The following is a 24,406-nucleotide window of genomic DNA, read 5'->3' as shown; positions in this document are numbered from 1 at the left end:
GCAGCATCTCAGCGCCGCGCGGGTTCGGGAAATGGCCATCTCACTCGAAACTGAAATAAAAGCGTGAGTCATACCGACTTATAGATTTGCTGCGGGAATCATGCCGCAGGGCGACGAGGCTTCATCCCCTCCACAACCCAGGCGCGGGCTTCATCAGACAGAGCAGTGGGAAATACGCGTATCTCGCCCGATATCACAAACCGCAAGAGATTGATCGCGACACGGAGCCACTCAACGTCACTCACGACTGCGACACGCTCCCATCGCGTCGGATGTTCGAATCCCAGTTTGAAGTCTTCCCAAATCGCTCCGCCGTCCATGCCTGAGAATTCGTCTCCCAATTCGTAGTAGCAGCGGATCTTGCCGTGAACAGCGAACAGAGTTTGCATCACCGGCAGGACCACCCTTTCATAGTCCCGGCGTGTGACGCGCTGTTTGGCCACGAATCCCGCAACACCCTCTGGCATATCTCTCAAGAGCTCGATCATTTCGCCTCCTCAAATGCCGTCCCAGTGCGTCGCCATGGCGGAGGCCATTCCTCCCGACGGAAGCCACTCCAGCACGGGCCACGTGAAGTCAGGTACGGAACCGAGCGACATGTCGTGCTCCGTCGGGCGTTCTTGCCCCACGCCCCGGGACATCGAGGAATGGGGGAAACGAGGGCAGACCCTGAATCCGTGGCAACCCGGAATTTCCGCAGGGCGCCCCGAGGACGCCCGCCCCAGGCGCCGGCTCTGGATTGTTCGCATCGCCTCAAAATTCGCGCAAGAAGGACGATCTGCACAAGCAACGCAACGTGTCTCACGCCTTCTGGCCAAGTGGCTTCAAACGGCGACCAGGTGCCGCCGCTCGTCTACAATGGTTTTTTGCACACCACCCAACTACGCCTATATTTTATGTCACATAGTTACCTTTTCCCGACTCAATGCCGTATAACATGGAGAGGCCAATGCCGCCGACGCCTCGGAAGATGACGGAGACGGTGACCAGAGCCGACCTGGAGGAGCTCTCGGAGTTTCGCTATCGTCTGCGCCGGTTTTTGCGACGTTCGGAGGAATGCTTGCATGCGGAAGGTATTACGCCTCTCCAGTACATGCTAATGCTGCACACACGCGCGTTTCCCGACCGGGACTGGGCCACCGTGGGCGAGATCGCCGAGCGCCTGCAGGCGTCGTCGCCCGGAACCGTGGCGCTGATTACACGTTGCGAGGCGGCCGGGCTTGTCACCCGCGTACCGGGCGCATACGACCGCCGTCATTCACAGGTGCATCTGACGCCGAAAGGCGAACGCTGCCTGATGAAGGTGGCCGTATTTCACAAGTCAGAGGTTCAGTCTTTTGGCTGGGCGTTCAGGGACAAAGAGGAGTAGCACGAAGCTACAAGAGCTCGTAATCCTGGGCCAGCGTATCAAAGAGGAGAACGCCACACACGGGACAAAAACAACGCAAACGGTCAGGGGTGACTGAGAGCAAGGAGTTCGGCATGAGCACACCCTCAAGCCTGACCCTCGAAGGCAAGCTCCGGCGTGATGCCGGAATCGTAGGGCTACTGTTTGCCAGCACGACCAGCATGATCGGCTCGGGCTGGCTGTTCGGCGCATTTCACGCCTCCCGCATCGCGGGACCGTACAGCATCGGCAGCTGGATACTCGGCGCCGTCATCATTATGCTGATCGCGCTGTGTTTTGCCGAGCTCGCCGCGCTGTTTCCGCGCAGCGGCGCACTCGTGCACATGAGCCATGCGAGCCACGGCGAAGGGCTTGGCCGCATCTGGTGCTGGCTGCTCTTTCTGGCCTATGTGCCCGTGCCTGCGGTCGAGGCGGAAGCGATCGTCACGTACGCAAACAACTATCTGCCCTGGTTCATCCGCCCCGGCAGTTCGGGCCTCCTCACATTGACGGGGTTTATCGCCTGCGCCGCGTTGCTCGGCATCACGGCACTGCTGAACCTGATGGTGGTGCGGTGGCTGCTCAACGTCAATTCCACCATCACCTGGTGGAAGATCCTGGTACCGCTTCTTACTATCGTCGGGCTGATGACAGCAAGTACCCACTGGAATGTCATACATGCAGCACCCGACAGTTACAAGCTCTCCGGCATGTTCACGGCATTGCCGGCCGCCGGCATCGTCTTCAGCTATCTCGGCTTTCGCACGGCCATCGATTTGGGCGGCGAGACCGCCAACCCGCACCGCAATATTCCGCTTGCCGTCGTGGGTGCCGTAGTGCTGGCCGCGGTCATCTACATCCTGCTTCAGGTCGCCTTCATCATGGCGCTCTCGCCTGCCGATCTCGCAAACGGCTGGGCGCAGCTAAGCTTCAAGGGTGAAATGGGGCCGTTCGCCGGGCTCGCCGCCACACTTGGGCTCGGCTGGATGGCGACGCTGCTCTATATAGACGCCTATGTGTCACCAGGCGGCACCGGACTCATGTATGTGACGGGCGGTTCGCGCGTCCTGTTCGCAGCGGGAGAAATGAACGTCGGGCCGCGCGCGCTCACGCGCCTGAACCGCTACAAGATTCCGTGGGTCTCCGTGCTGGTGATGTGGGCGGTCGGTGTGCTGTTCCTGCTGCCTTTTCCCGCGTGGCAGCAAATGGTTAGCTACATCACGTCAGTGACCGTCCTGACCTACGGCCTCGGTCCCGTCGCGCTCATGGTTCTGCGGCGTAACCTGCCGGACCTCAAGCGACCGTTCCACCTGGGCGGTGCCGGTATAGTTGCACCGCTCGCCTTCATCTGCAGCAACCTCATCATTTACTGGACAGGTTTCAGGACCAACAATTTCCTGTTTTCGCTGGTCGCGATCGGCTTCATCGTCTATGCGGTCCACTTTCACTACGTTGCGCGCCGCAGTGCACACGATTTCGGCTGGCGTCACATTGCGTGGCTGCTGCCATGGTTCGGTGGGCTCTGGCTGCTTTCATGGCTCGGAGGCATCGGCGGGGGACGCGGAGTGATCGGCTTCGGCTGGGACATTCTGCTGGTCACTGTCTGGAGCATTGTGGTGCTTCTGCTTGCGCTTCGCAGCTCGCTCAACAGCAGCGAAACATCGGACATGATGGCGCGCATGAATAGCACCAGCTAGGAAGCGGCGCCGCGGACGACCGACCGCAAACGGGAGCGACAGGCCATGAGCGATGGAACCGGGGAACATGACAGCAGCGAGGCAGTTCCGGTGATGGAAGGGCGAGTGGCTCCCGCCCCCCTGCCCGACGACAATGCGCAGCCGGTCGGCCTTTATCGGCTGTGCTTCTATGCATTCCTCGTCGGCATCGTGACCGGCCTCGGGGCCGTCGCATTTCGCGGCCTGATTGGCGCCGTTCACAACGCATTCTTTCTTGGCCATCTGTCGTTCTCGTATGACGCCAGCCGGTTCACGCCCGCTGCGCCATGGGGCGCCTGGGTGATCCTCGTGCCAGTAGCAGGAGGTCTCGTCGTCACCTGGCTCGTCAGCACATTCGCGCCCGAGGCGAAGGGGCACGGCGTACCGGAAGTCATGGACGCGATCTATTTCAAACGCGGCGTGATCCGGCCAGTCGTCGCCGTCGTCAAGTCGCTCGCGTCGGCGTTCGCGATTGGCACCGGGGCGGCTGTGGGCCGGGAAGGACCCATTATCCAGATCGGATCGGCGCTGGGTTCGACACTCGGCCAGGCGATGCCGATGGCCGCGGGTCAGCGCATTACACTGGTCGCAGCCGGCGCGGGAGCCGGGATCGCAGCCACCTTCAACACTCCGATCGGCGGCGTCCTCTTCGCGACCGAGCTGATGATGCCGGAGATCAGCGTCAACACGTTTCTGCCCGTTGCGCTCGCGACGGGAACCGCCACGTTCGTCGGGCGGCTCTTTTTTGGAGGTGAACCCGCATTTCTGGTGCCCGCGCAACTGGGCGCGTTGCCCAATCAGCCTGGCAGTGCCCTCACGATGATGCTGTACGCGGTACTCGGGGTAATCACTGGCGCTGCCGCGGCCGTGCTGATACGCGCGCTGCACTGGGCGGAAGACGGCTTCGACCGCATCCGCAATCGCTACTGTCGCCACGCGCTCGGCATGCTGCTCGTAGGCGCGTTGATGTACGCACTGATGTGCTACGCAGGCCACTATTACGTCGAAGGCGTCGGTTACGCGACGATCCAGGCAGCGCTTTACGGGCAACTGCAGGGCGGCCTGTTTCTGCTCATGCTCGCTGCCGCGAAGACGTTCGCGACTTCAGTCAGCCTCGGCTCCGGTTCGTCCGGTGGGGTCTTCTCTCCGTCGCTGTTCATCGGCGCGACACTGGGCGCCGCGCTGGCACCGGCATTCCAGTTCATGCTGCCGGGCGTGCCGGTCAGCGTACCGGCATTCGCCATGGTGGGCATGGGCGCCATGGTCGGCGGAGGAACCGGCGCCGCCATGACCGCCGTGGCGATGATCTTCGAGATGACACGCGACTACGACATCGTGCTGCCGATGATCATTGCCGTCGCATTCAGCCTGGGCACCCGCCGCCTGCTTTCGCCCGAGAGTATCTATACGTTGAAGCTCGCGCGCCGGGGGCACGTCATTCCCAATGCCCTGCATGCCAACATGTTTCTGGTGCAAAGCGCGGCACAGGTCATGGAAACCGATGTCCTCGTGCTCGATGCTGCCGTGCCGTTCCGTGATCTGCTTCGCTCGCCGGGCGACCCGGCGTTTCGCCATGTGGTTATCACACGCAACGGCAAGATAAGCGGCGTACTTCGCATCAATACCGGGCTGCGACGGGCAGTGAGTCGCGATGATCCTTCAGTGACCCTCGGCCGGCTCGCGCAGCATAATTACATTGTCGTGAGCGAGTCCGACGCGGCGTTCGACGTCATTGGTCAGTTGCAGCAGCACCGGGCGACGATGGCGATCGTAGTCAAGGGCGACCCATCGGGGTCGCTGCAGGTCTGCGGTGTTATCGCAAAAGAGCACATTGCGGACGCCGTTGCCAGCAGCATTCAAATTTTTCCGGCGCGCGCGAACAACGGCACACGCAGTTCGGACAGGATCAGTCGTGCATCGCAGCGTGAGGTGGCCACGAATGCTACAGACAGGGAGGGTCATCATGAAACTGAAAGCTGAATGGGGCGCGGTCCGCAGACGCATCGAAGCTGCGTTACATCCGGCGAATAGACCCGATGCGTCTGATTTGGCGCGCCCTGCGCAGGATAACCGCGAGTGGGTGCTCGTCTATCGAACAGCGAGTGGCTTTTGCTTCATGTACAGAGGGCTACCCGTCGACTTCGAGGATATGCTGGATGTCCAGATGTGGGCGGAGGAAATGGATGTACGCACCTACTTCATGGGCATGTAACGGATGGACGGCCGATGGCAAGCACCCGACAGTCATACGGGCTCTACTGGCGATAAACCAGGTCAGCACGCCGGTTCTGGGCCCACGATGCCTCATCATGACCAAGGGCGACCGGTTTCTCCTTGCCAAAACTGACGGCTTCGAGTTGGAAGTCGGGTACGCCGAGCGACTCGAGCTCGTGCAACACGGCTTCGGAGCGGCGCTGGCCGAGCGCGAGGTTGTATTCGTCCGTGCCGCGCTCGTCGGTGTTACCCTGGATCAGCACATGCTGGGCCGGATGACTGCGCAAATAGTCGGCGTGGGCGCGCAGCAACTGCAGATACTCGCTCTTCACGTCATAGCTGTCGAAATCGAAATAGACGCTACGTTTGGCGAGCGGACTGTTGGGGTTGTTGAGTTCGTCGACTGACGAAGTCGCTGCTGTGACGGGCTGTGAGTTGGCCGTGTTCATGTTCGCCGTGCTACCCGAAACTGGTGCCGGCGTTGTCGAATGGCAGCCGGCAAGCATCGCAGCCAGCAGGATTGCCATGAAAGATCGATTCAGGCTCATCATGAACTCCCGTTTCGTGTGGACATGCGTAGCACCGGTATTCTCATTGCATGATGCAGTCTAGGTGGCAATATGCCCGGATGCTAGCGTATTTTTCCCGCGTCGGCAGTGGATTTCATGAATGCTCTCGCGCACCCGAACCATCGGACACTACGGTGTGCCAGGGGGCCGAATTTAAGTTTCCCTTAAGTATCACGGTATAAATTAGCAGATATGTCATGTTGTGACCATTCATTGCAACACGCTTTCAGCGTGTGGTGGGATCGCATGACATCGTTGCATCCTCAGCTTGCCGGACTGAAAACGTCCAGGTGCTGCCGGCCGCCCCGGCGGCGGCTCCCCTGACCCAGCGTAATCGCTGGGTTTTTTTTCGGTTGACCCACATGCGCGCCTCCTCCACATCATCGAATCCCCCTTCACGCATGAGCGCACCCGAAATGCGCGCGACCGTGTCGCTCGCCGCGATCTTCGCGCTGCGCATGCTGGGCCTGTTCATGATCATGCCGGTGTTTTCGGTCTACGCGAAAACCATCCCCGGCGGCGACAACGTGCTGCTCGTCGGCATCGCGCTCGGCGCGTACGGCGTCACGCAGTCGCTTCTCTACATCTTCTACGGCTGGCTTTCCGACAAGATGGGCCGCAAGCCCGTGATCGTCACCGGCCTCGTGATCTTCGCCATCGGCAGCTTCGTCGCGGCAGGCGCGCACGACATCACCTGGATCATCGTCGGCCGCGTGATTCAGGGGATGGGCGCGATTTCCTCGGCCGTGCTCGCGTTCATCGCCGACCTCACCTCCGAGGAGCACCGCACCAAGGCCATGGCGATGGTGGGCGGCTCGATCGGCATGTCGTTCGCGGTGGCCATCGTGGGCGCGCCCATCGTGTTCCACTGGGTGGGCATGAGCGGCCTGTTCGCGCTCGTCGGCGTGTTCTCGATCCTCGCCGTCGGCGTCGTGGTGTGGATCGTGCCCGATGCGCCCAAGCCCGTGCACGTGCGCGCACCGTTCGCCGAAGTCCTGCACAACGTAGAGCTACTGCGCCTGAACTTCGGCGTGCTCGTGCTGCATGCCACGCAGACCGCGCTCTTTCTCGTCGTGCCGCGCCTGCTCGTGGACGCGGGCCTACCCGTGGCGTCGCATTGGAAGGTCTATCTCCCGGTGATGGGCTGCGCATTTGTCCTGATGGTGCCCGCCATCATCGCCGCGGAGAAACGGGGCAAGATGAAAGCGGTCCTTCTTTCGGCCATCGCGCTTGTCCTGGCCGGCCAGCTTCTGCTCGGTTCGCTTGCGCATATCGTTGCCATCGTGGCGGCCGTGTTGTTCGTGTACTTCCTCGGCTTCAATATCCTGGAGGCTTCGCAGCCCTCGCTGGTGTCCAAACTCGCGCCGGGCAACCGCAAGGGCGCAGCTACGGGCGTCTACAACACCACCCAGTCGATCGGGCTCGCGCTCGGCGGCGTGGTGGGCGGCTGGCTGCTCAAGCATGACGGCGCGAGCGCCGTGTTCTACGCGTGCTCGGGGCTCGTGTTCTGCTGGCTCCTGATCGCGGCCAGCATGACGCCGCCGCCGCTGCGCCGCGCCTGACTTTTTTGCTCGCCGGCATGAACTGAAGGAAACGCCTGTACCATCCACACAACGACAATCGACAAACAGGGGATACAGATCGTGCGAATCTTCCGGCTGATCGACAGGCGGACGTTACAGCGCGCCAACCGGCTGTGGCTCCACTACGGCGTGTTCTGGCTCGGCGCAATCGCGGTCGGCCTCGTCGCCGTGCTCTACGCGAAGCTGATCGACTTCGGCTACGCGCTGTTCCTGCACTACGCGGCTGAGCGGTTCTGGCTACCGCTTCTAGTTGCGCCCGCAACGGGTGCCGTGACGGTCTGGCTCACGCGGCGGTTTTTCGCTGGCTCCGAAGGCAGCGGCATCCCGCAGGTCATTGCGATGCTGCATGGACCCAACGAGCTCGGGCCGCAACTGCTCACGCTGCGCATCCTCGCCGGAAAGATTTTCATCTCGTTCCTCGCCATTCTCGGCGGGTTCACGATTGGCCGCGAAGGACCGACCATCCATGTCGGCGCTGCCCTGATGTTCAGCCTGAGGCGCTTCTATCCCCAGCGATTCCTCACCATCCGGCCGGGCGTGCTCGAACGCAGGCTGGCACTCGCAGGCGCAGCCGCGGGCCTGTCCGCGGCATTCAATGCGCCGCTCGCAGGGGTCGTGTTTGCCATCGAAGAGCTCATGCGCAGTTTCGAGCAGCGCACGAGCGGCGTGCTGATCACGGCCATCATCTTCGCTGGCGTCGTTTCGCTGGGTCTCCAGGGCAACTATGTCTACTTCGGCACGATCGATATCGGCTCGGGGCTGCCACAATGGCTCAGCATCGCCGTCGTGCTGACCGGCGTGCTCGCGGGCGGGCTGGGCGGCAGCTTCTGCTGGCTGCTGCTCAATACCCGGCGCTGGATGCCTCGTGTACTGCTCGACATGCGTGCGCAACGACCGGTGCTGTTCGGGGCGCTATGCGGCCTCGTCATCGCTATCGTTGGCGTGCTGTCGCACCGTCACACGTTTGGCAGCGGCTACGCCGAGGCGCGCGGCATGCTCGAGGGCACTGCGCACGTCAGCGCGGCATATCCCATTCTCAAGCTCATCTCGATGGTGGGCTCGTACCTGCCGGGCGCCCCCGGTGGTCTCTTCGCACCGTCGCTGGCCATCGGCTCCGGCATCGGCAATACCCTGCACATGGTGTTCTCGCAGATGCAGTTGTCGATGCTGATTGCGCTCGGCATGGTCGGCTATCTCGCCGCGGTGACACAAAGTCCAATCACGGCGTTCGTGATTGTCATCGAGATGATCAACGGCCATGCGCTCGTCATCTCGCTAATGGCCACGGCGCTCATCGCGAGCCGCGTCTCGCGCTTCTTTGCGCCACCGCTGTACGAGGCGTTGTCGGAGCGCTATCTGCGCGAGCCGTGAGTTCGATGCCGACGGCACGCCTTTACGGATATCAACGGGGTTGAAACGAGGTAGACATGAAGATTGCAGAAAGACTGGAGCGCCGCTTGCTTGGCACGGCCCGCGCGCTATGCCTCCTCGCCCTCGTAGCAGTCGTGATGGCGATCACCGCCGTCATGTTCGCGCTCGCGTTTCCCGGAAAACAGAGCGTCATCGCAGATCCGTCTGTGAATGTGACCGACGTGCTCGCCTCGCTCCCAGGCTCGGAGGCGGCCAACGATGCCATCTCGGGGGATAGCGCGAACGGCGGCATGACAGACGTGAACGTTCAAGCCGCGGCGGGACTCGTAATTCCGGCCCCTCTGCGCCAGGTCCTGAATGGGGATAACGCGAGCCAGCCGCTGCTCAATGCGTGGTTGGTCAACGTCCCCCTTCCCGACCGGCAGCAGTTCCTGAACAAGCTTTCGGAGGTCGTCGCACATGCCAGCCAGCATGCAGCAACGTGGGAATGGGACAATCGCGAACGGTATGTAGCGGCGGCGATGAATCAATACGCCCGTGTCAAAATCGAGCGAATCGCCTCTGCCGAAGGTGCCATCGAGGCAGCGCACGACAGGAGCGAGCAGTTCAGGACTTCGCTGGGGACGCTTCTTGCACTGGTGGGTTTTCTTACGCTGCTGCTGGTCCTGCTGGCGATCGAGCGCAATACCCGGCATCTGCGCGTCGGACGCGCGGATTAATGCGAGTCCGTCTGCACGTAGATGCTTGCATCGGGTAGCACACTCTGGATAGTCCGTGGCGCATTGAAGTCCGATTGTCATCAGGTTTCGTATCGTGCAGACCGGTTCAACCCAACCTGACATCGGTCACAAGATGGCTTCCGCCTGGAGACAAGCGTTTGGCCGGAGACAGAGAACCTTACAGGCACCGCAAATATGGGGCGCCCGCTCGCCCCAGTGCAGCACTCCATGCGCAATCCGTCTTGCAGCATACGAACCGGACACACTCGCAGTCCTGACAGCTGGCATGTTTCGCCCAGGCTCGCATATGTGCGCTACGCGGGCTGGATGTTCTGGTTCACACGGAAAAGGTTGTCGGGGTCAAATCTCCGCTTGATCGTGGCAAGACTCGCATAGTTGTCTCGGAAACACGCTTTCACACGATCCACGCCCTCTTCCATCATGAAGTTCACGTACGCCCCACCGGACGAGTACGGATGCAATGCCGTTTGATATTCGCGCGCCCACGTGCTGATGCACTCTACATTCGCGGGATCGGGATCGACGCCGGCGAATACTGCGGCCCAGCGGGCATCCCGGTAACTGAACGCGGTCTCGTTGCGGCCCACGCGATGCGCCGCACCGTCGATGGGGTAAAGGTGCATGGTCGAATGCATCGTCGGTAATCGCGCCGCGTATTGCGCGTGCAGCGCAATGGCTTCGTCCGACAACTCGTTGAAGAAGTCCGCACGCCAGTACCACTGCAACCCGGGGGGATAGAGGCCATCGAACGCGCGCTGCAGCATCGGGAACGTCAAGGCATGCACCCCATGCAGCGCAGGCCTGGTCGCCTGCACCGGTGCAAACACCGTTTCCGCCTGCCCGGGATCGCCGCTCCAGCACCAGACGACGGCGCACATCTTCCGCAGGTGCAGCGGCTCGGGAAACGGCGCCACAGGCGGCACGGTCATGAACGCGAAGAAGCCATTGAGTTCGTCCGGTGCATTGACGATGAATTCGCGGTACCACTGCATGATTTCGGTTGCCCGCTCGAGCGGCCACAACGTGGGACCGGCGATCACGGTGGATACCGGATGCAATCCGAATTCGAACGAGGTCACGACGCCGAAGTTGCCACCTCCACCGCGCAGCGCCCAGAACAGATCCCTGTGCGTATGCTCGTTCGTCGTGACAAAGCTCCCGTCGGCGAGCACCACATCGGCGGCCAACAGGTTGTCAATGGAAAGCCCGCAGCGCCGTGTCAGGTGTCCGATTCCGCCGCCGAGCGTCAGACCGCCGACGCCGGTCGTGCTGATGATGCCGGCTGGCACGGCGAGCCCGAACGCGTGCGTCGCATGGTCGACATCCCGCAGCCGGCAGCCGCCCTCCACCCGCACGGTGCGCGCGGCAGGATCGACGTGAACGCCCCGCATAGCCGAAAGATCGATTACGAGGCCGTCGTCGCAGACTCCAAGACCACCACCATTGTGCCCACCACCGCGCACTGCCAGCAGCAGTCCATGCTCGCGCGCAAAGTTCACGCAAGCGATGACGTCGGCAACATCAGCACATCGCGCAATCAGTCCTGGCCGTTTCGAAATCATCGCGTTGTAGACCCGTCGCGCGTCGTCGTAGCGGGCGTCAACCGGCTCGATGACCTCGCCCAGAAGGTTTGCGCGCCACCCGGCCAGATCGTCCTCGCTGAACATGTCGTTCTCCTCGCAATGTTCACGACGCTTACTGTAAGCGCGCCCGTCCATACCGGCCATCCGCAGGATTGATCAAATTGCGGGTTAGCCGCTGCAATGCCCGATAGTCGATTCTGACTATGGCGGGCCGGGCACATGCTTGACGCGTTGCGCCAGCCTCGCTACAACGTATAAAAATCACGTTGCAAGTATCTTGTCACTCAGGAGAAAGCGATGGCGCTATTTCTGATTGAACGCCAGTTCGCCGACGAGCTCGAGCTCAGTGCTGCAGATGCAGCGCTGCTCAAGGAAATCAACGACGCGAGCGGCGTCAACTGGCTGTTTTCCTTTCTCTCCGCGGACCGACGAAAGACCTACTGCCTCTACGAGGCGCCCAGCGTCGAAGCCATTCGCGAAGCCGCCAGGCAAGCCGGCCTGCCAGCCGACGTGGTGGTGGAAGTGAGCGAGTTGCGGCCCGAAACGTTCATCCAAGCGTCATAGGCGGGCCCGATGCAATGCCGGCGCTGTGGCCGCGACAATCGCACTGATGCCCGCTTCTGCGACGCCTGCGGTGCCCATCTTGTGGCTTGTGCAGTACAGCAGGAGGCAGCGCGCACGCCCGTTATTGGCCGCGAAGCCGAACTCGGCGCGCTTGCCGGTCTGGTCGGGCACATGATCGACGGCCATGGCGCGATCGCCATGCTGGCCGGCGAACCCGGTATCGGCAAGACGCACACGGCACAGGCGCTGGCGTCCCGGGCCACCCACGGCGTGCGCGTGCTCTGGGGACGCTGCAACGAGCAACCGGGTGCGCCGCCATACTGGCCGTGGCTGCAGATCATGCGCGCGTGGCTGGCAGGCCGGGACGAGGAGACGCTGCGCGCCGTGCCGGTCTCCACGGTTGCCCCCATTGCCGAGATTTTCCCCGAGATCCGGCAGCGCATCGTCGACCTGGCGCCGTTGCTGCCGACACCCGATCCGCAGCAGCAGCGTTTCCGGCTGTTCGACGCATGGACCGGCTTCTGGAAGTTCGCGGCGGCAACCGAGCCGTTGCTGCTGATCATCGATAACCTTCACTGGGCCGATGCATCCTCGCTTGGTTTCCTCGAATTCCTCGCCCCCGAAGTTGCGGATCACCGCATCCTGCTGCTTGCCACCTATCGGGACGTCGAACTCGATCGCCAGCACCCGCTGTCGGCCACCCTCGGCGATCTGGCCCGATACGCTCACTTCCACCGGTTTCACCTTGCCGGGTTCGATCGTCGCGAAACTGAAGCCATGGTTGCACTTTCGGGCGGCAAGGGCATCGCGCCGCGCCTTCTCGACACGATCCACAGTCAGACCGAAGGCAACCCGTTGTTCATTGCCGAAACGATTCGTCTGCTGATTCAGGAAGGCACGCTGGAGCACGGCATGGCCAGACCACCGACCGAGCCGCACCCTGCTGCCCCTTGCGTCCGGATTCCGGAAGGCGTGAAGCAGATCATAGGACGACGCCTCGACCATCTGTCACCGCCGACCAACCGCGTGCTCGAGCGCGCTGCCCTAATTGGCCGGATATTCGAGCTTCGGCTGTTGCGATACCTGCTCGACGAAGCGCTCGCCATTCACTTCAACGATGCAATCGAGGAAGCGCTCAGGTCGCGCATTCTCGAACCCGGCGAGCAGCCGGGCTGCTTCCAGTTCTCGCATGCGCTGATCCGGGAGACGCTGTACGACGAAATTCCGATGCTCACCCGATGTGCTTTGCATTTGCAGGTCGCCCGCACCATCGAGGAGTTCGATTCGGACGACAGTGGCCAGCACCTGTCGGTGCTCGCGCATCACTATGCGAGTGCGCTGCCCGTTGCGGACGCTGCCCGCGCGACCGATGTCGCGCGCTGCGCAGCCGAACGTGCGACGCGATTGCTCGCCCATGAAGAGGCAGTCCGCTATTACCGGCTTGCGTTGCAGGCCGCGAGCATGACTAGCCCGGATGACCCGGTATCGAGGATCAGACTGCTCAACGCGCTCGGCGAGTCGCTCACGCTATTGGGCGACTATCTCCAGGCACGCGAAACGTTCGGCCAGGCGATGTCGCTTGCGCGTGTCGCGAGACAAGCCGACGAAATGATGCGTGCGGCCATGGGCTTCGAAATGGCGACCTGGTCACCGGGTCTCCCCGGGCAGAGCGCGGCGCAGTTGCTGCGTGAAGCACTCGCCGCTCAAGATGGCGGCAACAGTCCTGCGAGGGCAAAACTGCTTAGCGCGCTTGCACGCGCGCTGATTTTCAGCGGCGATGAGACCCAGGCCGCGATCGTGCGTGACCAGGCGCTAGCCATCGCGCGACGCAGTGGCGACAAGACCGCACTCGCCTCCACGCTGGCCTCGGCGCTATCGATACGCTGGCAGCCCGAGCGCAGCGGGGAGCGGCTGCGCGACATCGGGGAAGCACTCGATCTGGCCCAGGGCACGGACAATCTCCTGCTCGCGCTCGATGTAAAGGCGTGGGAGCTATTCGAAACAATGGAGCTCGGCGATCTATCGACCTGGCTCATGCAGCTCGCCCAGCTTGAGAGGCAGGCAGACGAACTGCGCCAGCCGTTCATGCGCTACGTTGCAGCCACGTCACGCGCAACTTGCGCACTGCTGCAAGGCCGCTTCAAGGACGCTGAACATCTGATCGCACAGGCGTTGCAGATTGGCCGCCGCATGCCTGGGCTGGATGCCCCAGGCGTCTACGGCATGCAGATGTTCACGCTGCGCTGTGAGCAGGGCCGCCTGCGCGAGTTGACGCCGCTCGTGCAGGCGTTTGTGCGCGCGATGCCCAGAGCGGGCCTGTGGCGCCCCGGTCTCGCACTGCTCTATGCCGAAATTGGTTTGCTCGACGAGGCGCGTTGCGAGTTCGAGGCGCTCGCGGCCGATGCGTTTTCTGCCATCCGCCACGATGCCCTGCGTGCAGCCAGCCTGGCGTATCTGGCCCAGGTGTGCGCACGTCTCGACGACAAGCCGCACGCCGATGTCCTGTACGCCCTGCTGCTCCCCTACGCGGGCCGCAACCTCCTGATCGGGACGACGGTCGGATGCTTCGGCGCGGCGGCGTCCCTGCTTGGCCTGCTCGCGACGACGCAGCGCAACTGGCAGGAAGCCCAGCGTCATTTCGAATCCGCGTTGACCATGAATCTACGACAGGGTGCCGAACCGGCGCTCGCACGCACGCGTCTGCGCTATGCGTCGATGCGGCTCGCCCGCAATGCAGACGGTGACATCGACGCTGCGCGCGTCCTGCTGGAAGACGCTCACGCTGCCGCAGAGCGCATGGGGATGGGTGCGCTTACCCGGGAGATCGACTCGGCTCAGCGATCGATCGAACCGGCATCGTCACGCGCCTGGCCGGCAGGTTTGAGCACGCGCGAAACCGAGGTGCTGCGCCTCGTCTCAAGCGGACTCGGCAATCGCGAAATTGCCGAGCAGCTCTTCGTCAGTCCCAACACCATCGCCAACCACATCCGGGCGATATTGACCAAGACTAATTCCGCAAATCGAACGGAAGCGGCTGCTTTTGCAGTCCGAAATGGTTTGACGGACGTGTAACGGATATTTGAAGCAGGCAACCGCAAACATTTGCGAAAAGCGGACTGATATTCCCTACCGGACTTTCGCATTATGGCGTGATGGTTTCAGGCGATCCAGACGGTCGAGCAGATCCCTGGCCTCCTTCTCGATATGAAAAGGTACCCGCGGCATGACCAGAATTTCCTGCACCCTTGCGCGCCAGTAATTCACTCCGAAGGCCTTGTCCACGTCAGGAACACATCCGCCACGTGTTGAATGCTCCAGATGGTCGACGATGTGGCGAATGTGCGCGAGATCCGTTTCGGCAAAATCGTAGGTCAATGTGCCCCCTCCGCCTGGTTCAGGAATAAGTCATTTCCCGGGTACATCTGTGCCCGAAGTACCGGGCATTGCCTGAAATGGCCTGCTCGCCCGTGCTTCGCATTCGGGCTATCGCAGCAATGCTTGAGGTCCGACCAATTTCATCGATACCACTCGTGATGATCCAGATTACGCAGAAGGCTGGCCCGGCGTCGTTCGCGGCGGTAATGAATGGCTACAGCAATTGCCGCGATAGCGAGCACGACCGTGCCGACAGTAATACCCATGCCATATTGGTCCAAGGCAGCCTCCTCAGCTATTCCCCGGTCGCAGCCCATATGCTGCACGCAAACGTGTACGGAGTATATGCCCTTTTTAAGAGCCGAATATTCAGGCCATGTCGGTTGCCAGCGTGGTGCTTGCGATCTCACCCGTACCAGCGTTAATCCTGCGCCCACAGTGTTACCCTCAGCCGCACAGCGACCAGGTATCCTGCCGGCCCGCATCCCCAAGCCGCAAATGACGCCTGGATTGCCGCCGCGTCGCGCGTCTCGCCCAACCCAAACTGCATCTAAACGCAGACCGCAAGATCACCTATGAAAAAGTCGCGCAGGTGATGTCGGCCGCGCAGAGCGGCGGCCTCGCGAAGCCTGGCTTCGTGACTCTTCCCGTACATGACTGGCGAGCATGGCAGGCGGACAGAACCGCCCATGGGGTTACGTGTGCCAATTTGTGACGCTTCGCTGCAAACTGGTCCACATTGTCCGTCCGATGCCAATGCATGCGCTCCGGCTGCGCCGCCATCCAGCACACCGGCACTGGACTGCGTTACCATGCTCGGATGCACTCGTCCGCCGCCGCACGCCAACGCCTGACCGCATGGTTCGCCTTGCTCGCCATGTGGCTGGTCGTCTGTCTGCCGCCAGTGAGCCAGGTCCTGGCATCGCGTCAGGCGCGGGAACCGGTTGCCGAGCTCTGCTCGGGCTCGACGGCATCTGCCGGGCAGCTAGAGCAGGCGGGCCATCACGCAACGACAATAGCCAAATGCGGCTATTGCAACCTCCTCGGCACGCATCCCCTGCTCTCGTCCGTCACGGCGACAGCGCCATCCTGGCTGCCGCCTGCCCAGCAAGTGCTCGCCGCTGCGGCGTTCGACGCTCTCGTTCCGATCTTCGCCTGCCGGACCGGCCATCCGCGCGACCCACCGCTTCACGCCTGACTCGCCGACATCTTCCGCGAACGGGAACGCGGCCACATTGACAAGGCGCCGCGCGCCAACGAGCCTGAGCTTTGCCTCTACAGGCGGCTCACGCGTTTGCGTGCTCACGTCTCCACATTCGCAATTCGAACCTCTTTTTGCTGGTGGCGTGCCGCCGCGCGCGCGCCTGACTCGAAATATCATGTTCAACTGGCCTCGCTTTTCGCGCGGGATATCTCGTGCGGCATTGCTTCTCCCGGCCTTCGTCGCCGGCGCCCTCCTTGGCACGACATTGCTCTCCGGCTGCAATCAAAAGCCTGTGCTGTCGTTCCAGAACCTCGACATCACCGGCAACCGGCAATTCGCCGATCACTTCGAGCTCCCGGACACGAATGGAAAGATACGCACCCTTGCGGACTATCGCGGCAAGATCGTGGTGCTGGTCTTCGGCTACACGCATTGCCCGGATGTCTGCCCGACCACGCTTGCTGAGCTGTCCAGGGCTTTGCAGCAGATCGGACCGAAAGACGCGCAACGTGTGCAGGTGCTGTTCGTCACCCTGGACCCGACGCGCGACACACCATCCGTGCTAGCGGAGTACGCCGCCGCGTTCAATCCGTCGTTCCGTGCGTTACGCCCGGCCAACGCGAATGAGCTTGCGCAAATGGCCAAGGGCTTCCATCTGGTCTACGAAAAGGTACCCGGATCGGCCCCCGGCAATTACACAATGAACCATACCGCCGCTAGCCTCGTGTTCGACACAAACGGGAAGCTGCGGCTCTATGCGCGCGACGGACAAGGCACAACTCCCTGGGTTCACGATCTCCGCGAACTGCTGGGCGCAGCCTGAAACGGCACGCGAAGTTCGATCATCCGTACGGAACCGGGTATTGCAAACGGTCTGGCTCCAATCGAACGAATGGACGCCGGACGACATTTTCCTCAAAACGAAACAGGAGATTCTCTTATGTACCGCACCCTCTGCCGTATTGCCTTCGCATTGCCCCTTGCTGTCGCCGCATTGCCCGCCTTCGCAGTATCTTCCGGCTCGATGATGGTGTCCGACTGCTGGATTCGCTCAATGCCCGGCGATACGCCTTCGGGCGGCTACTTCAAGCTCATGAACATGAGCGACCAGCCCATTGATCTCGTAGGCGTCGGCACGGACGCGTTCGGCATGTCCATGCTGCACCAGACACAAAGCAGTGGCAGCACCTCGAAGATGGTCATGGTGGACAAGGCAACCGTACCCGCCAATGGCACGCTCGCATTTGCGCCGGGCGGCTATCACGTGATGTTCGAAAAGGTGAGGAAGCCGCTTACGGTCGGCTCGTCGATTCCGGTCACCTTCAAGTTCAGTGACGGCGAAAGGGTCGAGGCACAGTGCGCGGTAAGAAACGCAGCGGGACAATAAAAGTCGTTTGCACCGTCAGGCGACAGTCCGTCACCAGACTCGTGGCCCGGGCTCCTGCGGTGCGGGCCATCCGTTTGCGAACGGCGCTGTGCTCGCCGCTTTCTTCCCGCGATTCCGCACGATTGTCGCCTCTTTGCAGTCCAAAAGTAATATTTCGGAGCAGTGAAACTACAACGTTCACCCTGGTGTGCAGAGCCCGGTCTGGTTTCCCGCTCAACAAAGTGTAAATCCACCGTATCACACCGCACGGTCGATACGATTGGCAAACTCATCGCTCCACCTGCTCCATTACGACGTCAATTCCGGATGTCCATTGCGATAATGGTCAGCTTTATCGCAAATGCCTTTCCCGCGACCTAAACTGGTTCCATGCAAACCGTCCCTGTCCCACCTCGTGGACCGTGGAACGGACCTTCCGCTGGAACGCCCACTGCCCTGCCCAACCTCCTGGAGCTCGCCGCACTGCGCGCCTAGCATGAAGGGCTTACCGCGCGCGAGGCCGTCACGCATTACCTTCCCCACGCCCGCGGCGACGGCCAGTCCGCGCTCTGCGTGATCGCCTACATCCGCCGGCAGTTCGTCGCCAGCGCTGCCGCGCGGCAGCGCTGGCGACCTGACCCCGCTCTTCACCGCCTCTGCCGCAGTCTGCACGCGGTGCGCAGCGCAGGTTGTGGTCGCGCCCCACGTGCTGCACGTCACGAAAGTTCCAACGCCGCGGCCCGCCGACGCGGTCGGCCACTGGCTCACCCCGCGCACGGCCGGCGCGCTCGCTGGCGCCGGGGTCGACACCCTCGCCGAACTGGTCCTGTTCATATGAGGCCGTCGGCGCTGATGGCAATGGGTGCCAGGACTGAGCGCCACCGGTGCACATGCGGTCGGTGTTTTCCTCTCGGCGCATCCGGACCTGATCCGGTGGGCCGCCGTACTGGTTGCCCACACAACCGCACCGGGCCAGCAGCTCCCGCAGTGTTCCCTAGCATCGCTGCCCGCGGCCCTGGACGGCTCGCTGCATACCGCAGGCGCATACCACCGCGAAGCCGAACGGCCACTGCTATAGGCCGTCATCGAGCGTCGCCTGCCGCTCTCGTCGCTCACCACCGAAGACGCAATCGCCTATAGCGCGGACATTGCGTCAGTTGTCGTCGCAAGTTGGGCACACAAGTGCCACGTTCAATGAAATAAATACGTCAGACGCTGATCGACCGGATAGCGCCGCGAGCGCTGAAATACCCGGAATTAAGATGAGCAAACGATTGCATTTACCTCACCAACACAGGAAAACGATTGCGGAGTCTCTCGGACTCAAAAGCCTCCCCCTTTTTCGCGCATCGCGGCGCGTTGGCGCAGGAGCGTGACAGATTGAACCAGCATAACCTGGAGGTCGCACGCCTACGGACGATGCGTGCGACGGCAGACCAAGAACTGGCCACAGCGCGCCAAACGGTAGCGCAATTCGACGTGGTGAATCGCGAACTCATTGAGGCCGTCGCGGCAGAAGTACCTGTCGTAGCGCACAATCTGCGGGTCAAAGCCGCCTATGACGGCTTCCTTCCCGAGATACAAGCCTATCTGGCCGCGCTACCGGGGATATTGCTCCAAGGGTTGGGCGAAGAAGCCCGCGTTCTATACAACGCATTCAATCGCGGTGATTCACCCGGCGACCTGCTGCATAGGCTGTGGTTACCCGTTGCAGAGAACGGAAAAATCGAAGTCGAGTTTGCCGGCGAACCAGACGTGCGCTACGACGCGTTGATTGTCTTCACCGAAGGGCACATCAAGTGCTTGGGCTTGGCGATTCTGCTTGCGAAGAACATCGCACAGGGCTGCCCTGTCGTCATCTTCGATGACGTGGTCAATGCAATCGATGATGAGCACCGCGACGGCATCTGGTGCACCTTCTTCGAAGATGACAACCTGGACGGCAAGCAGGTCATTCTGACCTCCCACGCCGAGGAGTTTCTGCATCGCATCCAGCAGGAACTAGGAGCACGGCGCGCCGCAGACATCAGGCGCTACAAGTTCCTGCCGCACGACGGCGAACATGAGCTTCGTGTCGACAGCGATCCGCCGGCGAAAAACTACGTTCTGCTGGCCCAGCAGGCAATGGCAGACGACGAGAAGCGCGAGGCGCACCGCCAGGCTCGACCAGCGCTGGAGAGTCTGACCGACCGCCTCTGGACCTGGCAGGGCCGCCGTGGCGACGGCCGCATCGACATCAAGCTCGGTGGCCCTCGCGCACCTTGGGAACTCAACAACAAATGCGCCAAGTTGAAGTCGGCCGTGGAGCGCATCGCTGCCCAGTACGCCGGTGCACCGGAAGCTGTCGCAGCCCTAACCCGATTGCTCGGAGTCGCCTCGGGGAGTATCGAGTGGGGCTACCTCAACAGTGGTGTACACGACGCGCAGCGTGACCATGAGTTCGACCGCGCCACCGTTCGTACAGTTGTGGAATCGGTCACTGCGTTGGATGCGGCCATCGCGGTGCTCCTCAATCGCTGAATTACGGTGGTAGACCGATTGCGTGAAGAGTTCCGAGAGCAATCAGTGCGGCGTTGAGTTCGGACACAAATGCGCGCGACCGCGACATACAGCGGTCACTCACGTCGCTATAGCGACGACGTTCGACTCGCATCGGCCGTCTTAAACCTCGCTTTCCAGGACGGATGAATCGGTAGACAACTCTTTGGGCGTCTCTCTTTCGAGAATCTGAGTCAGAACCGTCGATATTTGCGAAGCAAAAGCGTTGACCATCAGACCGACCTCCCACTGCTTTTTACGATGCATGCCCTTGAGCAAGATAATTCCGTTCCAATGTTCAAATACATCCGAGTCGTTCCATTCAAGCTCGACGGATATCGCATGAAGAACCTTTTTGCATGCTTCCCTGAGTGTAAGGAATTCATCCGTGATTTCCCGGGGACTCGTCGAGGTAGTAACCAACTACAGTACCCCCCACTCTATCTGCGATTTTCTGCTCATCGTTTACATCAAAGATGATACGTGCACGGACCGCGATGCTAACGAGAAGCTCATTAACAAACTTTCGTAGCATGTTCCAGTAGAGTTCCGTCCCGAGCTTGAGAGCGGGATGGTCCGCACGGTCATTGTGTACATCCGTGTACTCTTCTGCCCCGTAAGCGAGGTGCAAAAGCATGAAAATATCTTGGTTGATGGTATTTTTGTCGAGAGGATGACGCATACCGTGAAGGTCCTTGATAAATAGGCTCACGCGAGGAACCACCCGGACATCCACTACCAGCGATGACCGTACTTAAATCGTCGCGGCAACTCGAGCCAAATACGACGAGTATTGCACCCATCGTCCCCAAGCACGACGCAGTATGTAGCTGCGTCGTCGCCCTCATTATTATGGCGATTTCTCAGGACAGAACGTTTCGCCTGACACAATGCAAGTGCGCACGGCAGTGAACTGCCCGGCAATCAACACCGCAATCACTGGGTCGCTATTATTCGGCGAACAAGCCGTGATTGAGCGAAGCAGTGAACCGCCGGCATTAAATATGCAAAACGCATGTTAAATTTCATCCGTCGCGCATGCAAACGAACGATGGCTCCCGCGAACACATCTGATAGACTTGAAGGGCTCGGTCACGTCCGGTATCGCCCACGTTAGTCTCTTCGCCGAAATTCGCGCCGCTGAACTCTGTAGATAAACGTGAAAAACATCGCGCAGCCATTCGCTAGCGCGAGACAGGTCAGCAAGACTCACCGTTCAGGGCGCCGCGCGACTGAGAAGACATGATTCGAAAATAGCAGCATAACGTAGCACGTTCGGGGAAAAAGTGCATAACGGCTCTCTGGCTCACGACGTGAGCCCAACGGGCGGACGTCACACGGCCGCACCATCCGCCAAGTATGGCTATCGGCATCGCGATGCCCTACGGCTGATGTTCATTCTAGCCCTCGGCGGCGTGCCGAGCGATGCGCCGCCGGCCAGCGCTGCAGGCGCCACACATGTGTTTCGCAGCGAAAAGCGAGTGATGGCAATTGACTTCCTCATTCGCTACCCAGACTACCTCGCAGATGCCCTTCTGGACCACTACGAAGCTGAAGGCGACGAATTCCTCTTATCGGCAGCGAGACAGATATTTGACAACGATGAGCCATCGCTGCGCCTCGTAAAGATGGTCCGATGGAATTTCGGAGCCTATCAAAGCATCGAAACATCACTTTCGCTTTTAAGCGCGGTCGGGTTCGTTCGCCCGATGACGTTCACCTCCGAGGGTGGTGCACGCCAATACGAATTCTATGTCTTCCCGAGCGCCTTCGAATTTCTCAAGGCGTCCGTTGAGCAAGTGCCGGCATTGGCCTGGTATCGCGACCGCGTGACGCTCGCAATGCGCGTCGCGAACTCTCAGAGCGGCTCGAAGCTCAAGGATTGGCAGTATCAACATACTGTATATAGTGAAACGGCGCATGGCACGGTCATTCCGTCAATCAAGCAGTCCGTCTCACAGCGTTTGAACAATATTCGGATCTGGTGCAAATATGAAGCCGTTGGGTTAGGCTCGTGGGTTCATGGACGCGCGCAGGACGAGCCGATGACTAAGTTGGGGAAAATGGACAGGCTGCTCAAAGGTCGACATTTCGATCGCGAAGTCATCGTCCTGTGCATTCGTTGGTACCTGCGTTACAAGCTGAGCTTTCGCGATCTGGTCGAGATGATGTCCGAACGCGGCCTTTCTCTGGCGCACACGACGATCATGCGCTGGGTCAAGCGGTTCACCCCGGCGTTCGTCAAGCGCTGGAATCGCTTTGCTACCGCAGCCGGCCGGTCGTGGCGGGTTGACGAAACCTACGTGAAGATCCGTGGCAAATGGGTTTATCTGTATAGGGCGGTAGATCGAGCCGGCCGGACGGTGGACTTCATGCTCAGGGCGAAACGCGATGTGGCCGCAGCCAAAGCCTTTTTCAGCAAGGCGATCAGACATCAGGGCCAGCCGCCAGAGACGATCACGCTCGATGGGTACGCCGCCTCGCACCGGGCCGTCAGAGAGATGAAGGTCGAGGGTCTGCTACCGGTAGACACGAAGGTCCGGTCCTCGAAGTATCTGAACAACCTGATCGAGCAGGACCATCGAAACATCAAGTCGAGAACGAAGGTGATGCTCGGTTTCAAACGGTTCCGGAATGCCGCGACCACGATTTCAGGCATCGAGTTGACGCATCGCATTCGCAAGGGACACTTTGACCTCAGTGCTCTCGGGTTCATGGACACCACTTCGCCTGCCGCCTGGAATGCTGTCCTTTTCAATTGATAAGGCATCCGTACTTATAGCAAGTGTCTTGAGCGGACCACCTATTTGCACCAGATCCTTTCAAATCGTGGGCTGGATCGACGGATTGGGCGTCAGGCTTGCGCGGCGCTGCTGGTTCGGGTGCGGCCCCTGGAGGTCGTGCTGCCCGCTCGCTTCGCCGCTGTGCGGCCTTTCTTCTCCGCTACTGCCTTCGTCGCAGACTTGGCCCTGGCGGTCGCTTTCGGCGCTGCTTCGGGCTTTGCCAGCGTGAGGTGCAGGCCCATCGCCCCGATTACCTTCATGATCGTCGCGAACTCGGCATGCCCCTTGTTGGAGAGCGCGCGGTACAGCGCCTCACGCGCGATGCCCGACTCGCGTGCAAGTGCCGTCATGCCACGTGCCTTGGCAACGTCGCCGAGTGCCGCCTGAATCTCGACTGGATCTCCGCCTTCGAACGCTTGCGCGAGGTACAGACGGTAGTCAGTTTCATCTTTCAGGTACTTCGACGCGTCGAACTCCATTAATTCGCTAACTTTCATGTCAAATCTCCAACTCTTTCGCGATGGCCTTGGCGCGCTTGATGTCTGCGGCCTGCGTGGATTTGTCGCCACCGCACAAGATGATCACCAGCACGTCCCCATGTTGTGTGAAATAGACGCGATAGCCCCTGCCGATATCAATCTTCATCTCCGAAACGCCGCCGCCTACCGCACGCCAGTGCCCAAGGTTGCCTAACCGTGCCCGGCCAAGCCGACCGGCGATCGCCGTCGCGGCCTGGCGGTCTCGCACGCGGGAGAGCCAGGCGTCAAATTCGGGCGTAATGATCAGCTTCGTCATGAGACAAATTGTAACTCATAGGTTACGGTATATCAAACGCCATCCGGCCACTCAACACCAGTCCTGTCACTGCAAAGTGTGATTTCCCAGTGAGTAACATGCTATGCCAGACATTTTGGCGCATCTACCTGGTCCGTCGCGTCTCAAGTATCTCGAGCCCGTTTTCAACACACCATTGCCTCAGCGCACTTTCGCCAGCGGCCGCTTCAAACGCATACCAGAGTTCGAGAATGCCTTCGCGCTCCAGCAAATCCTTGAAGCGCGCGTAAGCCCCTTGCCGCCGGAAAAATCCTTCCACCTGGTCGTAACACGCAGGCAACTCTTGTGCGACAAATCGCAAGGCGAGGCTTCGTCCAAGATCGAGATCGTTCTTATGCGGTATCGCAAGGTAGCGGTCCGAAGTTTCCAGGTCGTCAAGAATATCCTCGTCCAACGCGTCGCCGGAATCAGAAGTCCAATAGACTTTTCCCGTATCGAGCGAGACAGGGGGACAAACAAGGTAAGCGCAAATTCCTATCATAAGCCTTATGGTTATGAAGATCGCGCGGTTCATTACGAATTGAAGTAGTAACGTCAGACTTTTCTTGCGCTAATCTGAGCGGCCCTCGGCGATCCGGAC

22 protein-coding genes and 3 pseudogenes are annotated in these 24,406 nt (G+C 60.9%); 16 read left to right on the top strand and 9 right to left on the bottom strand.

Translation table 11 applies throughout. From position 1 onward, the window contains the following. Positions 1–98: 98 nt before the first annotated feature. Positions 99–488 carry a SpoIIAA family protein gene (locus HV773_RS29400; RefSeq protein WP_175197677.1) on the bottom strand — a complete coding sequence of 130 codons (390 nt, stop codon included), beginning with the start codon at positions 486–488 and terminating at the stop codon, positions 99–101. 461 nt (positions 489–949) lie between these two features. On the opposite strand from HV773_RS29400, the gene HV773_RS29395 reads away from it, so the two are divergent. From HV773_RS29395 to HV773_RS29380, 4 genes are all read left to right on the top strand, one after another. Further along, positions 950–1,369 carry a MarR family winged helix-turn-helix transcriptional regulator gene (locus tag HV773_RS29395; RefSeq protein ID WP_246282495.1) on the top strand — a complete coding sequence of 140 codons (420 nt, stop codon included), beginning with the start codon at positions 950–952 and terminating at the stop codon, positions 1,367–1,369. Positions 1,370–1,482: 113 nt separating this feature from the next. Then, positions 1,483–3,084, top strand: a complete 1,602-nt coding sequence (locus tag HV773_RS29390) for an APC family permease (protein WP_175197676.1) — start codon at positions 1,483–1,485, stop codon at positions 3,082–3,084. Positions 3,085–3,129: 45 nt separating this feature from the next. Beyond that, the gene (locus HV773_RS29385; protein ID WP_425496311.1) at positions 3,130–5,082 is read left to right on the top strand and encodes a chloride channel protein; all 1,953 of its coding nucleotides are present in this window, start codon (positions 3,130–3,132) and stop codon (positions 5,080–5,082) included. Then, positions 5,066–5,314 (top strand): hypothetical protein, encoded by a 249-nt coding sequence (locus HV773_RS29380; protein WP_175197675.1) that lies wholly within the window; start codon positions 5,066–5,068, stop codon positions 5,312–5,314. Before HV773_RS29385 ends, HV773_RS29380 begins: the two co-directional genes overlap by 17 nt. Positions 5,315–5,357: 43 nt before the next feature. Here HV773_RS29380 and pal read toward each other — a convergent pair whose 3' ends face one another. Continuing rightward, a complete protein-coding gene (gene pal, locus HV773_RS29375) occupies positions 5,358–5,867 on the bottom strand; it encodes a peptidoglycan-associated lipoprotein Pal (RefSeq protein WP_175197674.1) in 510 nt (169 codons plus the stop codon). A gap of 380 nt (positions 5,868–6,247) precedes the next feature. On the opposite strand from pal, the gene HV773_RS29370 reads away from it, so the two are divergent. The 3 genes from HV773_RS29370 to HV773_RS29360 all read left to right on the top strand — a co-directional run bounded on the left by HV773_RS29370 (position 6,248) and on the right by HV773_RS29360 (position 9,558). Continuing rightward, positions 6,248–7,447, top strand: a complete 1,200-nt coding sequence (locus HV773_RS29370) for an MFS transporter (RefSeq protein WP_175197673.1) — start codon at positions 6,248–6,250, stop codon at positions 7,445–7,447. A gap of 81 nt (positions 7,448–7,528) precedes the next feature. Next, positions 7,529–8,839: a chloride channel protein gene (locus HV773_RS29365; protein WP_175197672.1), complete on the top strand. Its 1,311-nt coding sequence runs from the start codon at positions 7,529–7,531 to the stop codon at positions 8,837–8,839. A gap of 56 nt (positions 8,840–8,895) precedes the next feature. Beyond that, positions 8,896–9,558, top strand: coding sequence for a hypothetical protein (locus HV773_RS29360; RefSeq protein ID WP_175197671.1), 663 nt, complete (start codon positions 8,896–8,898; stop codon positions 9,556–9,558). 314 nt (positions 9,559–9,872) lie between these two features. On the opposite strand, the gene HV773_RS29355 is transcribed toward HV773_RS29360, so the two are convergent. After that, the gene (locus tag HV773_RS29355; RefSeq protein WP_175197670.1) at positions 9,873–11,246 is read right to left on the bottom strand and encodes an FAD-binding oxidoreductase; all 1,374 of its coding nucleotides are present in this window, start codon (positions 11,244–11,246) and stop codon (positions 9,873–9,875) included. 213 nt (positions 11,247–11,459) lie between these two features. Between HV773_RS29355 and HV773_RS29350 the strand changes: the two genes are divergently transcribed. Both HV773_RS29350 and HV773_RS29345 read left to right on the top strand, forming a co-directional pair. Next, complete coding sequence (locus tag HV773_RS29350) at positions 11,460–11,726, top strand: DUF4242 domain-containing protein (protein ID WP_175197669.1); 267 nt, start codon at positions 11,460–11,462, stop codon at positions 11,724–11,726. An 81-nt stretch (positions 11,727–11,807) separates the two neighbouring features. Then, entirely contained in the window at positions 11,808–14,798 is a 2,991-nt protein-coding gene (locus tag HV773_RS29345; protein WP_175197668.1) for a helix-turn-helix transcriptional regulator, read from the top strand. Positions 14,799–14,852: 54 nt separating this feature from the next. On the opposite strand, the gene HV773_RS29340 is transcribed toward HV773_RS29345, so the two are convergent. After that, positions 14,853–15,101, bottom strand: coding sequence for a hypothetical protein (locus HV773_RS29340; RefSeq protein ID WP_175197667.1), 249 nt, complete (start codon positions 15,099–15,101; stop codon positions 14,853–14,855). 140 nt (positions 15,102–15,241) lie between these two features. Next, positions 15,242–15,382 (bottom strand): hypothetical protein, encoded by a 141-nt coding sequence (locus tag HV773_RS29335; protein ID WP_175197666.1) that lies wholly within the window; start codon positions 15,380–15,382, stop codon positions 15,242–15,244. 254 nt (positions 15,383–15,636) lie between these two features. On the opposite strand from HV773_RS29335, the pseudogene HV773_RS37070 reads away from it, so the two are divergent. From HV773_RS37070 to HV773_RS29310, 6 genes and pseudogenes are all read left to right on the top strand, one after another. Then, positions 15,637–15,816 (top strand): annotated as a pseudogene (locus tag HV773_RS37070) (ExbD/TolR family protein); the annotation flags it as partial. Between the two features lie 105 nt (positions 15,817–15,921). Next, positions 15,922–16,299 carry a DUF2946 domain-containing protein gene (locus tag HV773_RS29330; RefSeq protein ID WP_175197665.1) on the top strand — a complete coding sequence of 126 codons (378 nt, stop codon included), beginning with the start codon at positions 15,922–15,924 and terminating at the stop codon, positions 16,297–16,299. Between the two features lie 181 nt (positions 16,300–16,480). After that, positions 16,481–17,128 (top strand): SCO family protein, encoded by a 648-nt coding sequence (locus HV773_RS29325; protein ID WP_175197664.1) that lies wholly within the window; start codon positions 16,481–16,483, stop codon positions 17,126–17,128. Between the two features lie 117 nt (positions 17,129–17,245). After that, positions 17,246–17,692 carry a copper chaperone PCu(A)C gene (locus tag HV773_RS29320; RefSeq protein WP_246282491.1) on the top strand — a complete coding sequence of 149 codons (447 nt, stop codon included), beginning with the start codon at positions 17,246–17,248 and terminating at the stop codon, positions 17,690–17,692. Between the two features lie 670 nt (positions 17,693–18,362). Further along, positions 18,363–18,509, top strand: coding sequence for a phage integrase family protein (locus HV773_RS37065; RefSeq protein WP_343052400.1), 147 nt, complete (start codon positions 18,363–18,365; stop codon positions 18,507–18,509). A gap of 506 nt (positions 18,510–19,015) precedes the next feature. After that, a pseudogene (locus tag HV773_RS29310) lies at positions 19,016–20,191 on the top strand (ATPase); the annotation flags it as partial. Between the two features lie 400 nt (positions 20,192–20,591). On the opposite strand, the gene HV773_RS29305 reads toward HV773_RS29310, so the two are convergent. Further along, positions 20,592–20,891 carry a hypothetical protein gene (locus HV773_RS29305; RefSeq protein ID WP_175197663.1) on the bottom strand — a complete coding sequence of 100 codons (300 nt, stop codon included), beginning with the start codon at positions 20,889–20,891 and terminating at the stop codon, positions 20,592–20,594. Between the two features lie 1,363 nt (positions 20,892–22,254). On the opposite strand from HV773_RS29305, the gene HV773_RS29300 reads away from it, so the two are divergent. Next, entirely contained in the window at positions 22,255–22,971 is a 717-nt protein-coding gene (locus HV773_RS29300; RefSeq protein ID WP_175197678.1) for an IS6 family transposase, read from the top strand. Between the two features lie 179 nt (positions 22,972–23,150). Here HV773_RS29300 and HV773_RS29295 read toward each other — a convergent pair. The 3 genes and pseudogenes from HV773_RS29295 to HV773_RS29285 all read right to left on the bottom strand — a co-directional run. Next, a pseudogene (locus HV773_RS29295) lies at positions 23,151–23,489 on the bottom strand (addiction module antidote protein); the annotation flags it as partial. 1 nt (position 23,490) lies between these two features. Then, entirely contained in the window at positions 23,491–23,787 is a 297-nt protein-coding gene (locus HV773_RS29290) for a type II toxin-antitoxin system RelE/ParE family toxin (protein WP_175197661.1), read from the bottom strand. 124 nt (positions 23,788–23,911) lie between these two features. Further along, positions 23,912–24,340: a hypothetical protein gene (locus tag HV773_RS29285; RefSeq protein WP_246282486.1), complete on the bottom strand. Its 429-nt coding sequence runs from the start codon at positions 24,338–24,340 to the stop codon at positions 23,912–23,914. Positions 24,341–24,406 lie beyond the last annotated feature (66 nt).

Origin of the sequence: Paraburkholderia caffeinitolerans (assembly GCF_902859945.1) — a bacterium.
GTDB classification, from domain to species: domain Bacteria; phylum Pseudomonadota; class Gammaproteobacteria; order Burkholderiales; family Burkholderiaceae; genus Paraburkholderia; species Paraburkholderia caffeinitolerans.
Note: the sequence above shows the minus strand (reverse complement) of the source record. Positions and strands in the feature narration are given on the sequence as shown.